The organism is Aquimarina brevivitae, from assembly GCF_004216895.1.
Classification (GTDB): domain Bacteria; phylum Bacteroidota; class Bacteroidia; order Flavobacteriales; family Flavobacteriaceae; genus Aquimarina; species Aquimarina brevivitae.
Window position 1 is genome coordinate 999,576 of sequence record NZ_SGXE01000002.1, and the last position, 13,945, is coordinate 1,013,520.

Annotated in this window: 9 protein-coding genes; 7 read left to right on the top strand and 2 right to left on the bottom strand. The window is 36.1% G+C overall.

Annotation, left to right across the window (positions count from 1 at the left end):
- The first annotated feature begins 89 nt into the window (after nt 1-89).
- From EV197_RS12200 to EV197_RS12225, 6 genes are all read left to right on the top strand, one after another.
- Nucleotides 90-1,766 (top strand): serine hydrolase domain-containing protein, encoded by a 1,677-nt coding sequence (locus EV197_RS12200; RefSeq protein ID WP_130287040.1) that lies wholly within the window; start codon nt 90-92, stop codon nt 1,764-1,766.
- A gap of 203 nt (nt 1,767-1,969) precedes the next feature.
- On the top strand, nt 1,970-2,764 hold the full coding sequence (locus EV197_RS12205; RefSeq protein ID WP_130287115.1) for a cation efflux transmembrane domain-containing protein: 795 nt from the start codon (nt 1,970-1,972) through the stop codon (nt 2,762-2,764).
- 61 nt (nt 2,765-2,825) lie between these two features.
- A complete protein-coding gene (locus EV197_RS12210; RefSeq protein ID WP_130287041.1) occupies nt 2,826-3,968 on the top strand; it encodes a serine hydrolase domain-containing protein in 1,143 nt (380 codons plus the stop codon).
- Nucleotides 3,952-4,455 carry a GNAT family N-acetyltransferase gene (locus EV197_RS12215; protein ID WP_130287042.1) on the top strand — a complete coding sequence of 168 codons (504 nt, stop codon included), beginning with the start codon at nt 3,952-3,954 and terminating at the stop codon, nt 4,453-4,455. The genes EV197_RS12210 and EV197_RS12215 overlap by 17 nt, the downstream gene beginning before the upstream one ends.
- A 242-nt stretch (nt 4,456-4,697) precedes the next feature.
- The gene (locus EV197_RS12220) at nt 4,698-6,212 is read left to right on the top strand and encodes a M20/M25/M40 family metallo-hydrolase (RefSeq protein ID WP_242610725.1); all 1,515 of its coding nucleotides are present in this window, start codon (nt 4,698-4,700) and stop codon (nt 6,210-6,212) included.
- A 63-nt stretch (nt 6,213-6,275) separates the two neighbouring features.
- Complete coding sequence (locus EV197_RS12225) at nt 6,276-7,709, top strand: MltF family protein (RefSeq protein ID WP_130287043.1); 1,434 nt, start codon at nt 6,276-6,278, stop codon at nt 7,707-7,709.
- Nucleotides 7,710-7,850: 141 nt separating this feature from the next.
- Here EV197_RS12225 and EV197_RS12230 read toward each other — a convergent pair whose 3' ends face one another.
- The gene (locus tag EV197_RS12230) at nt 7,851-8,051 is read right to left on the bottom strand and encodes a helix-turn-helix transcriptional regulator (protein ID WP_130287044.1); all 201 of its coding nucleotides are present in this window, start codon (nt 8,049-8,051) and stop codon (nt 7,851-7,853) included.
- Nucleotides 8,048-8,455 (bottom strand): hypothetical protein, encoded by a 408-nt coding sequence (locus EV197_RS12235; protein ID WP_130287045.1) that lies wholly within the window; start codon nt 8,453-8,455, stop codon nt 8,048-8,050. Before EV197_RS12235 ends, EV197_RS12230 begins: the two co-directional genes overlap by 4 nt.
- A gap of 573 nt (nt 8,456-9,028) precedes the next feature.
- On the opposite strand from EV197_RS12235, the gene EV197_RS12240 reads away from it, so the two are divergent.
- Nucleotides 9,029-13,942 (top strand): PAS domain S-box protein, encoded by a 4,914-nt coding sequence (locus tag EV197_RS12240; protein WP_130287046.1) that lies wholly within the window; start codon nt 9,029-9,031, stop codon nt 13,940-13,942.
- Nucleotides 13,943-13,945: the final 3 nt, after the last annotated feature.

Genomic DNA, 13,945 nt, shown 5'->3' on the forward strand with positions numbered 1-13,945 from the left:
CGGTGATTTGGCAGGTCATCTAGTGCTTTTGCCTTGTCTTATTTAGTGACTTTTGTATCCATCGTATTTAAAACAAAAGTCTATTAGCAATGCACACAACAATATATCAATTACTAGCTATTGGAGTATTCGTACTCATGGGTTGTTTTTCTTCGCATAGTCAGCAACACTTTCAACAGCTAGATAGTGTATTTGCCCCTTGGGATTCCCCTAATCATCCTGGTGGTGCCATCATGGTAGTTCAAAACAATACCACCATTTTCTCCAAAGCCTATGGCTTAGCCAGTTTGGAGTACGATATCCCCAACACTACAAAAACACGGTTTAACATTGGCTCGATTTCTAAACAATTTACTGCTATGGGGATTGTGTTACTGGAGCAACAACATAAACTCTCCTTTGACGATGATATTCGCAAATACCTTGTAGAACTACCCGATTTTGGAGAGACCATTACCATTCGACATCTATTACATCACACTAGTGGATTAAGAGACCTACACGGACTGCTTGCCCTGGCTGGATGGAGAGCCACCGATATAGCAACGAATGAGGATCTTTACCGAGTTCTTCAAAATCAGAAAGACCTTAACTTCAAACCCGGTGAGGAGTTTTTATATTGCAATACAGGCTATATCCTACTAGCCAAAATCATAGAACGGGTAACCAACTCCTCATTCCCTACCTGGATGAAGAATACTATATTCGACCCCTTAGGGATGCAAAACACCTACGTAGCCGCTAAACCAGATCGTATTGTTACCAACAATGCCACCTCGTACAATGGCAATAATCCATTTAGACGAGCTATAGAACATTGGGGATACTATGGCTCTGGTAACATTTACTCTACAACAGCAGATCTTATGCTGTGGTTGCAAAATTTCATACATCCTAAAAAAGAATGGAGTGACGCTTTTAGTACCTTAGTAACCACCACGCCCTTGCATAACGGATATCAAACCAACTATGGTTTTGGGGTTCGAATAGAGGAACATCTTGGAAAAAAAATGATTCAACACGGTGGTGCTGTTGGAGGTTATAGAGCGGTTGCCAGAGTTTATCCAGAAGAACACGTTCAAATTGTAATTTTAACCAATTTTTCGAATAGCGGTATGGGATCCAAGCTAAATGCAATAACTAATATTATTTTTGATACCGAAGAAAGCACAGTGATAACGACTCCTAAAACGCAGCAATCAACCAATTATGCTACCCTATCCAACCAACAACTTTCTAAATTCGAAGGCATTTATTGGAGCGATGAGGAAAAATACGGACGTAAAATTTATATAAAAAAGGATAGGTTGAGATACGAAACCCCATCGGGTGTAGCATATCCATTAGTACCTATAAATGCTTCGACTTTTCAATTAATAAACGTAGGCGAATATGTATTACTTCATTTTGAAACAGCTAACAAGGTTCCAAAAATCACGGTATCGATTCCAAATCAAATCCCTGGTAGTCTAACGCTGCATCAAACAATAGCATCGGATAATTCAACTGATCCGAGAGCGTATATTGGAGCGTATTACAGTCCAGAATTGAAAACAACCTATACCATTTTGCAAGAACAGACAGAGGTGTATTGTGAGCACATCAGACACGGAAAAATCAAATTAAAACGAGTATTTGATGATATATATGCTGGTACTTGGCCAGTGGATACCGTTGAAATAAAAAGAGATGCTAACAGCAACGTAATTGGGATGAAAATTTCTAATGGCAGAACCCGAAATGTTTGGTTTCGTAAAATAGATTAGAAGCAAACCAAATGATATACGAGAATAGCTTTATGGTACAATGTCAAGTTTACACAGTTAATGATAACATCATCCTTCCTGTCCAGGAGGTATTTGAGAAACGCCTTAATACTATGCCTCATTCCTATTTGTTTCGTAATTTAGGAGTTGCAACGCATAAGGAACCTAGCCAAATGGTGAAGCTTCCTCAAACAAAAGCCTACGTGTACAAAACCGTATTTGAAATTACCCAAATGGATTGCCCCTCAGAAGAAAATCTGATCCGAATGCAACTCGATGGAATTTCAGGTATTGCACATCTGCATTTTGATATCCCCAACCGTACATTATCCGTGTATCATCAGGGCACCGTTGCCCCTATCGAAAACGCTGTTTTAGCGCTCAATTTAGGCGGAAAGAAAATCGCAACGGAACCTACGGAACAACGTACTTTTAAAGAACAAACCACACAAAAAAAGCTACTTTATACGGTACTCATTATTAATTTTGCGTTTTTCGTCATCGAAATGACCACTGGCCTCCTTGCTACGTCAATGGGATTGGTAGCGGACAGTTTGGATATGCTGGCAGATAGTTTTGTGTATGGAATAAGTCTATTTGCTGTTGGCGGAACCGTGACTAAAAAAAAGCGGATTGCCAAATTAGCAGGATATTTTCAAATGATATTGGCTTGTATTGGATTTGCAGAAGTACTGAGAAGGTTTTTTGGAACGGAGCAGCTACCCGACTTTAGTACGATGATCATCGTTTCGCTATTAGCACTGATCGCCAATGGTATTTGCTTGTACCTATTACAAAAGTCAAAAAGCAAGGAAGAAGCGCATATGAAAGCCAGTATGATATTTACCTCTAATGACATTATTATTAATTTAGGCGTAGTCCTCGCCGGAGTTTTAGTCCTTTGGCTGAACTCCAGTCTACCAGACTTAATTATCGGAACTATCGTTTTTGGGTTAGTCATTCAGGGAGCGCTCCGTATACTAAAACTCGGAAAGTGAATTGTTATCAAAACTTTTCCTACTTTTCCTAACTCATAAATGTTATACCCAGAACAATATCATGAAGATTAACATCATTTACCTAATAATTTGTTTACTTACCTGTTTGTCTTGTCAAAACAATTATGGCGACAAACTTGAGACATCTAAAAGTAATGCAATTGATAGCTTAGCCAATCGTTATCTTCAATTAAACAGATTTAGTGGAACCATAGTTATAGTTAAAGATAAAGCTACGATCTACCAGCGGAGTTTTGGATTCGCTGATTATGAAAACAAAATTCCTTTTACCAACCAAACAGCTTTTAAAATCGGAGAAATATCTGATGTAATAACGAATAACATACTGGAGGGATTGATAATAGAAAAACAAATAGACCCCGCTGATAAACTATCAAAATACCTACCCAACCTTAAAAAAGGTGCTACAATACAAGATATACTAAAAAAAGAAACAGAGGTTGATAAAAACATCAAAGGAAAACTCATTGAGGGTTTAAGCAATAATAGCTACCAGAAAAATCTCGAAACATACAGCGCTAATTTAAATCTGGAAAACACTTATTTTCAGAAAAAGGATACCAACAGTGCTGTAGGCTACCTGTATCATAATTATAGAAACAAAGGATTGGAATTACAAAGGTCTCCAACCTATAATTTGAACGAAGCTTATAGCAGTAGCGGATTAAAATCCACTGGAAGCGACTTGATAAAAATTGTAAACGCCAATCCTAAAGAACTAAATATTTATGGTTACTTAGAAAATGATGGATTTAGTTACGCTTTGGTTAATAATCTAAAAGACAGCATTTCTATTGTTGTATTAAGCAACCGTAGACATCCAGTTACTAAGGAAATAACAAAAAGTACTGTAGCAATTCTAAAAGATGAGGACTATAAACTACCACTTTTGAGAACACCATTTCCGATTGACACCTCCACCTTAAAGAATTATACAGGAGCCTATTCGTTAAATGAAAATGTAAACTTTGAAGTTCAAAAGACAAAGGATAGTCTGTTTGTGGTACTTGGACCCAATACAGTCCCTCTAATACCGCAGTCATCAAATCAATTTTATATGCAGCATATGGATGCTGCTATGAAATTTCTAAGAGATTCAAAAGGTATAATTGATCGAGTCCTTCTTTTAAATGGATTTATCGATAGTGACCAAATAGCCTATAAAAATGAATATCAAAATTGAAACGAAAAGATTAATTCTCAGACCGATAAATAGTAAGGATGCTGATTTTATTTTAGCATTAGTGAATTCAAAAGGTTGGCTACAATTTATCGGTGATAGAAATGTTTTGGATAAAAAAGATGCCGAGAATTACATTCACAAGATACTTGATAATGAACACTTTTTTTATACTGTTTTTGAAGTAAAATCTTCTCAAAAAGCTATTGGAATTCTTACGCTTCTTAAAAGAGAAGAAGAACAATTTCCTGATTTTGGTTTTGCGCTTTTACCCCAATTTGAAAAAAAGGGATACACCTATGAAGCAAGCAGTTCTTATCTCGAAATCTTGAAAAAAACAGACAATTACAAACATATTATTGCCATAACCAAACCGGATAATATGAAGTCTATAAAACTTTTAAAAAAACTTGGATTTCAATATACCGCCGATCATAAAAAAGGTTATGAACAATTATCCTATTATCGCTTTGTAAGCGGAAAAAAATAAACCGTAATAATCGTTATTGGTTTCCGAGCATATTATGATTGTGCTTTTAAATGACTTAGTCTTTACCTTACGGTATTAGGAAGCGCTTTGTGATTAGCGTTAAAGTTCCTATCTTACAGAAAAAGAACGCTTATGATGACTACAAACGGCCTAACCTCTGCGCTCCTACAACGTTTTCCCTGTATACTATTTCATAACCCAAACCCAAAGTAATTATGGGGTACCTGCACAAAATATTGCAAATGGATAAAGTCATCTTATTGATGAGCCTGATTGTACTGGTTACACATCTAGGAGCTGCACAAAATACGGTTGATCAACGCATCGATGCAAACTTTAAGAATACACTATTGCTTCACAAAGCGTTAGTAAGCCTTCCAAATCTTCCGGATAATGAAGCATCGATGCTAGATAATATAAATTGGGTAGCTAAGGAGTATCGGCAATCAGACTTTACAACCACCTTACTACCTACATCCACCCTTCCCATCCTATTAGCAGAAAAAGTAATTGACCCAAAATTGAAAACAGTGTTGTTCTATTTTCACATTGATGGACAACCCATAAATCCCCAATCCTGGGATCAAAAAGATCCTTTTATCCCGGTATTAAAGAAAAAAAATACCAACGATCAATGGCAAACCCTGGATTGGTCAGCACTGAATGAAACTATTGATGATGAATGGCGAATTTTTGCCAGAGCAGCAGCGGACGATAAGGCTCCCATAATTATGCTGCTAGAAGCACTTCGGGTGCTGAAGCTAGAAATGAAAAAAGAACCCCAATTTAATATTAAAATAATTTTTGATCCCGAAGAAGAATATGGTTCAAAAGCACTTTTGTCGACACTTGAGACCTATAAAGATCGCTATGCAGCGGATTATTTTATAGTGATGGATGGACCCATGCATCCTACCAACAAACCCACACTTACCTTTGGCTGCAGAGGAATTGCCAGCTGTTCGATAACGACGTATGGTGCCAAGCTACCACAGCATAGTGGCCATTATGGTAATTATGTGCCTAATCCAGTATTCCATCTTGCCAAACTACTAGCGAGTATGAAAGATGATCAGGGAAAGGTGTTGATACAGGAGTATTATAAAGGGATTGGGATCGATCAAAAAATCAATCTGCTGCTCAAAGCAGTTCCCTACGATGCGACAGCGTTGCATACTCAATTAGGAATATACAGTTCAGAAGAAGTCGGTCAAACCTATCAGGAAGCCTTACAATATCCTTCGCTGAATGTGCGTCAAATAGAAACCTCGTGGAAAGGTAAAGGCCTTAAAACGGTAATCCCAGCCTATGCGACGGCGCATATGGATGTAAGGCTGGTTCCAGAAACTGAAGGCACCGAACAATTAGCAAAAATAAAACAACACATCATACAACAAGGGTACTATGTAATCGATAGAGACCCCACAGATGAAGAAAGACTTACATATCCTAAGATCGCAAAATTCATAGCCGCTCCAAGGGTAATTAATGCCTTTAGAACCAACCCTGAAGCTAATTTTGGAAAACAAATAAGATCCCAGCTGAGTAATGAATTTGAAGACACGCCTATCGTCATTCGCCTTATGGGCGGAACGGTACCCATTGTTCCATTAATAAATGCGCTAGATCTACCAACCTTAATTGTGCCTATGGTGAATATGGATAATAATCAGCACAGTCCCAATGAAAATATTCGGGTTGGTAATATCCGACAAGGTATAAAAATTTGCCTGGCCATCTTAAACACAAAACTTTAACTATAAAACATAAGTTTTCAAAAGGTTGAAGACTACTGAAAGCACACAAATCAAAAAAAAATTATGAAACACTACTACCTAATTATACTTACACTTATCACCCTACTATGTAGTTGCAATACAGATAAAGAACAAGCTAATAAAATAATACCAAAGGAACCCGTTTCGAGAGATCTGGCAGCCATACAAAAAAGTGGAAAACTCAAAGTATTAATTACTTATAGCAGTACCAGTTATTTCTTGTACCGTGGCCAACCTATGGGTTTTGAATATGAACTCTTAGAACGATTAGCAGCACACCTTGATCTCGAACTGGAATTGGTATTGGTTAAAAATATGGATAGCATTTTTCATAACCTCAATGAAGGCGAAGCTGATATGATTGCGCATGGGTTAACCATCACCAAAGACCGCAAAAAAGAAGTATCGTTTACGGAGTATTTATACCTAACCCAACAAGTTTTAGTGCAAAAAAAACCTGATAACTGGCGAAGCCTGCGTTGGAATACGTTGGAAGATAGTTTATACCACAATGCGATTGATTTAATCGGTGACACCGTAGCGGTACGAGAAAATTCATCGTATATAAAAAGAATTGAAAATTTGTCTAGAGAATTAGGTGGACCCATTTATATCGATACTTTATCAGGTACCTTAAGTACTGAAGAGATTATTAAAAAAGTAGCAGACGGAGAACTGAAATATACAGTCGCGGATAAAAACCTTGCCAATGTTAATGCAACCTATAATCCTATTTTGAATGTCAATGTTCCCCTAAGTCTATCTCAACGGATTGCTTGGGCAGTACGAAAAAATTCGCCGCAATTACTGGAGGCTATAAATCAATGGATTGCACAAGAAAAGAAAGAAGCTCCCTACCACGTAATTTATAACCGCTATTTTAAAAACAAGCGAGATTATAGACGTCGTATTCAAAGTGAGTTTATGAGTATCAATGGTAATAAAATAAGTGAATATGATGGGATCATAAAAAAGTATGCGGATACAATAGGTTGGGATTGGCGTTTAATAACCTCATTAATCTATCAGGAATCTCGTTTTAAAAACGATTCTCAGTCCTGGACTGGTGCACAGGGATTAATGCAGCTTATGCCCAGTACGGCCTTAAGCTTAGGGGTAAACAACCTCAATGATCCAGCACAAAACATCAAAGGAGGAATAACCTATTTACAACAGAATTATGAGAAATTTACGGAAGTAAAAGATAGTCTACAGCGTATCAAATTTACTATGGCTGCCTATAATTGTGGGTATTATCATATTAAAGATGCGCAGTTTTTGGCCCAACAAGAAAACCTGAATCCCCATATTTGGGATGATCACGTAGAAAAAATGGTGCTGGCACTCACCTACCCCTCAAATTATAATAAACCTGGTGTAAAGTACGGATACGTAAGAGGTATTGAGCCGGTAAATTATGTGAAACAAATCATGGAGCGTTATGAACATTATAAAAAATTCATAGCTCAAGAATAGCGCTGTCACTGCTACAAAAAACCCAATAGTTTAGGATTATTGTAGCGAAATAAGTAACAAAAAACGCAATAGATCTGGGGATTACCACTGTATGCTATTGCGTTTGTGGCTTATTAGGTTTAGACTTTATGTTTTGTCAGCTCATTCTGAAGCTGAATTATCAAAGATCTCTTCTATAGGCAACTTAAATAAGGTAGACATTTTAAATGCCAAGGGTAAACTTGGATCAAACTTCCCCTTCTCTATCGCATTGATAGTTTGTCTCGATACTTCTAATTCCTGTGCAAGATCTGCCTGAGTCATATCTCTTTCTGCACGTAGTACCTTTAATCTATTTTTCATGCGTATCGTTTTTTTCCGATGATTGTAGCAATGATGTAAGAAACACTGATTAACATCACCAAAAAGCCAATTTCAGCATCTTTAGTAATAACATTAGCAATATCCAAGGTAGAATAACTTAACCCTCCTACGATTCCGATACCCAATGCAATGCCCATAGCATCTAATTGAATTTTCTTTTGAAGTTCATCAAGCACTGTAAAGTGCTTTACATTAGCCCAGATCATACCTGCTCCAAGACCAGTATTTATGATTATAGCAATAAGGCTAATTGTTGTATTTTCATTCCAGATGAACTTAGGACCGAATGTGGAAACCGACAATGAAACAACCCACAATAGTGTCCATAGCATAAGACGCTTGGTGCTCTTTTTTTGAGGCTCAGAAATACATTTGTTTTTCATTTGTAAATAGTATTTGATTAATTGTAAAGTTTTATTTACACAAAGATATAAAATAAATACTTAATGACAAGTTTTATTTACTTTTTGTAAGGTAATATTTCCTAAATACCACGATGTAATAGCGCTGAGTTAAGCCCAGTGTGAGCTCTAAAGTCATTAGTTACTATAAGTAAAGCTGATGATGGAATCCTATAGAGTAGTAAACAGAATGCAAGGGTCACTTAACTTTAGAATTAGCTAGTTACTAATGGAAAGGTATTCATAAAATGTAATCCCGTTTATGGATAAACTTATCCTTTATGTACCCCCTTCTTTTGTTAATACTTCCTTAACAGAAGTCACATCAACTAGCAGATCCTTTCCTATTTCAATGAATTTTTGTTAATTTTAAAAGCATTGTAATTGAATAGTTTTTATTGTTGATTATATAGTAAAAATAAAAATTACAATACTCGGAAAAATCATACCCTACATTTTAAAGACTTAGATGATAATGTATGGCCTACAAACAATAATTTATTTGGAGTCAGTCATACATCGATTTAAGCTGTAACTTAACTCAATTACAAAACTATGCCGCACCATTCATTACAAAGCTTATTTTTAGACCAATCTAATGATCCTATTTGGATCGTTGATCTGGATAATAAAGTTATCTATTCAAATGAAGCTTATAATGAATTATGCAAATTATTGACTGAGGACTCAATAGATAAAGATTCTCCGTTATTCATAACCGATTTTGATAACGAAAAATCTAAGAAATGGGAAAATTATTACCATAATGCCACTAAAGGAGAGCCTGTAACCACTAAAGAAGAGCTAATTCTTCCTCAAAACAAAGAAGCAAAACATTACAAGATTACCCTAACCCCCATTTTTGATGAACACCAAAGAATTAAAGCTGTGGGCTGTAAAGCCCAGGATATCACAGCCACTATAGCTAACAAGTTAGAAATACTAAAGAATAAAGATGCTACTTTAGATGTATTTTGTACCGTGGATCAACATGGCAACTTTACTTATGCAAGTGCTGCTGCAAAAGAGCACTGGGGATATGCACCTGATGAATTAATGGGTAAGCCCTATATGGATCTTGTCATTGCTGAAGATAAAGAAAAGACAAAAGCCATTGCACAGGATATTACAGATGGAAAGGAAGTCAAGTCTTTTATTAACCGTTATAGAAAACCTGATGGTAATATTGCCTTCAATTTATGGTCAGTGCGATGGGATGAAGAAACAAAACTAATGTATGGTGTGGCAAGAGATGCCAAAGAACTTATTGAAAAAGAAGCGCGTATTGCAAAAAGCGAACAACGTTTCAAAGCATTAGTTCAAGAAGGATCAGATTTAATTGCCATTCTGGATTTAGAAGGAAACTATAAATATGTTAGCCCTACAAGTACTTCTGTGCTAGGCATCTCATCAACGGAATTTATAGGAAGAAATGCATTCGAATTCATTCATCCCGAAGACAAAGAACGGGTAAAGGATAAGTTGCAACGTATTACTAAAGAAAGCAGGGTTAGTATTGAGCCGTATCGATTTCAAAATAATGAGAAGGAATACCGATGGATCGAAACCATATTAACCAATATGACAGAGAACCCTGCGGTAATTGGTATTGTTGCTAACTCGAGGGATGTTACGGATAAAATCAATAAAGAATATACAAGAAAACTACTAGAAAGTGTTATTACAAATACCCACGATGCAGTTATCATAACTGAGGCGGACCCACTAGCAAAACCAGGGCCTAAAATTATATATGTTAATGAAGCCTTTACCAATATGACTGGATATATGGCAGAAGAGGCTATTGGTGCTACCCCAAGAATGCTACAAGGACCTAAAACGAGCCAGGAAGAAGTGTCAAAATTAAGCTTAGCGTTAAGAAATTACGAGCCTTACGAAGCAACCCTTATCAATTACAAAAAAAATGGAGAAGAATTCTGGGTTAACTTTAATGTAACTCCGGTAGCAAATGAAATGGGGATTTATACACATTGGATTGCCATAGAAAGAGACGTGACAGAACAAAAAAATAAAGAGTTAGAAAATGAACTCATCGCTAACATTGGGTTTCATTTAAACGTCAACGAAAACTATGAATACGCCGTACGTGAGATGTGTAAATCCCTATTCGAATTTGGTGATTTTGATTGGGTAGAATTATGGGCGACTGGCATAGATAAATCAAAACTACATTTAGTCAACTATTTTTTACCCGATAAAAAAGATGAACATTTCTATAAAACACATTCCAATTTTAAGACCAGTAAAAAATCGGAAGGCCTACCTGGGCAGGTTTGGGAAAAGAAATCACAGTTATTATGGGATGATATCCGTAATTACACTGCATTTAAGAGAAAAAACACAGCTCTTGAAATTGGGTTAAAAACCGTTTTAGGAATTCCCCTTCTTCATAATAACACTATACTTGGTGTTTTAATTATAGGAACCAAAAAAAAGGCCAAATACCTTAAAAAGTATTCTAGAGTTTTTGAACGATTAGAACAATTTATCGGAGCTGAGCTTAAGGGTAAAATGCTTGAAAATGATTTGAGTCATTTATTTGATGCCGTCCCGGACATCCTTGGTGTTATTAATGTGGAAAAGAGTTTTTTGACGATTAATCAAGCAGGGTGCAAACTATTAGGGTATAACGAAAAGGAGATTCTTGGGCAGTCTTTTGAGGTTTTTATGCATCCCGAGGAAGATAAAAATTTGGTTTCAAAAGTAATAGGACAATTAACTGCCGAGCATAACACGTTTTCTTTTGAAGTACGTTTTCTAAAAAAAAGTGGTGAATTACTCTGGTTAAGCTGGTACGGCAAAGCCAATATCAATGAAGGACTCATTTATTGCTCAGCAAAGGATATTACTGAAAAGAAAAAATTAAGGAAACTTAAAGCACAGGCTAATATCCTGGCAAAAGTAGGAAGCTGGGAATTTAATCTCATTGAAAATGATCTTTATTGGTCAGAAGAGGTACACCACTTGCACGAAACGGATCCCGATACATTCACCCCTAATGTAGAAAAAGCATTGAGTTTCTATAAAGAAGAACACAAACCCTTTGTAGGAGAATTATTTGATAAGGCAATTAACGAAGGAATTACGTTAGACTATACAGCAGCCATAATATCAAGAGGTAATAAAGAAAAATGGATTAGAGTATTAGGAAGTCCTGAGTACGTGGAGGATAAATGTGTGCGTTATATTGGTAGCTTTCAAGATATCACAGAACATAAAGAAATAGAATTTAGATTACAAAATTTATCAGATAATCTACCTGGTGTTGTTTTTCAATACCACATATTTCCTGATCAGTCATATGAAATAACGATTATATCCAAAGGAGCTGAAGAGATATGGGGTTTTACAGAAGAAGAAGTTTTAGAGAACAGTCAGTTGGTTTGGGATCAAATTGAAGCTGCTGGCGATATTCAGGCTGTTCAAAAAAGTATAGCTGAGTCCATACGTACTAAATCAAAATGGTCTGCAGAGTGGAAATATGTTAAGCCCAATGGTGAAATAAAAACACATGCTGGATTTGGTTCTCCAACCTTTTTGGCTGACCGAACAGTCATATTTAATTCCGTAGTTTTTGATATCACCGAAGAAGCAAAAAATAAAGAACTGCTAGAACAGGTTTCCAACCTAGCAAAAATTAGTAGTTGGGAGTATGATGTGACCGAAGGTAAGGTCATATTATCCAATATGGTGTACGAAATTTTAGAAACCAATGAAGAAGAGTTTACACCCGATTTTGAAGACTCTATCTCCTTCTACCGTAAAGATTTTCAAGATATGGTTCGGGCAAATTTAGAGCATTGTATGCACCATGGTGAATCTATAAATTATGATGCAATTATTACTACGCCAAAGAAAAACGAAAAATGGATTCGTGTAGTAGCTAATGCAGAAATGCACGATGGTAAATGCACCAGAGTTTACGGGAGTATTCAAGATATTACCGAACAAAAGGAAGCAGAGCAAGAGAAACACCGACTGCAAACTACACTTGAAAACAGTTTAAATGAAATATACATTTTCGACTCCGAAACCTTAAAGTTTAGCTATGTTAATAAAGGGGCGCTATATAATCTGGGGTATTCCCTAAATGAAATTAGAAATTTGACCCCTTTAGATTTAAAACCAGAATATTCTAGTTCTAGTTTTCAAGAATTGGTAGCACCATTACGAAAAAAAGAAAAGCAACGGGTAATATTTTTTACCCATCACAAACGAAAAGATGGAAGTCTTTATCCAGTTGAGGTACATCTGCAACTAACCTCGGATGGTAGTAATACCAAATTTATTGCTATAATTTTAGATATCACAGAGCGCAAAAAAGCAGAAGAAAACATCCTTAAAGCTAACGAGCGTTTTGAAAAAGTGACCGAAGCCACCCAGGATGTTATTTGGGATTGGGATATCATTAATGACAGCTATTATCGTTCTAATGCGATTAAGAACTTTTTTGGTGAGGAAGCAGAAGAATCTATGAGTAAGAGAGATTTCTGGAAAGATAGGTTTCACCCTGATGATTTAAATGATGTACAAAACAGCTTAGATGATGCGCTATCTGATCCTGATCGTGTCCGTTGGGAATCTAGCTATAGAATTTATAATGATCACGGAAAAATTATACATGTAACCGATAGAGGGTTAATCATAAGAAATAAGAAAGGTAAAGCGATACGAATGATTGGAGCAATGTCTAATGTTACTGCCCAAAAAGACTATGAATTAAAATTAAGAAAACTCAATAAAAAGCTGCAAAAACACACCAAAGAACTAGAACGATCCAACCAGGAGCTAGAGCAATTTGCTTTTGTGACGTCGCATGACCTACAAGAACCATTAAGAATGGTCACCAGCTTTATGGATCAGTTGAAAAGAAAGTATGAAGATCAATTGGATGACAAAGCATTGCAATATATCCATTTCGCAAGAGATGGTGCTAAACGTATGAAACAAATCATATTAGACCTTTTGGATTATTCGAGAGCATCAAAACCAACGGAGTCCGAAGAAAAAATAGATGTGAATGGATTAGTCTCAGAGTTTAAACAATTGAGACGGAAAATTATTGCAGAAAAATCTGTATCAATTATTGGAGAGAATTTACCTGTAATCTTTTCATATAAAGCTGTTATAACACAAATATTCCATTCGCTCTTGGATAATGCGATAAAATATTCCAAAGAAGGAGTTGATCCACGTATCGAAATAAGCGCGGAAGAAAGTAAAACAGAATGGACCTTTTCTATTAAGGATAATGGAATTGGTATTGATTCCGAGTTTTTTGACAAGATATTTGTGATATTTCAACGTTTACATAACAGAACTGAATACGAAGGTACTGGTATTGGACTTTCAATTACCAAAAGACATATAGAGTTTTTGGGAGGTAAAATTTGGGTAGCATCTCAACTTGAAGAAGGCAGTACCTTCTACTTTACAATTCCAAAATAATTT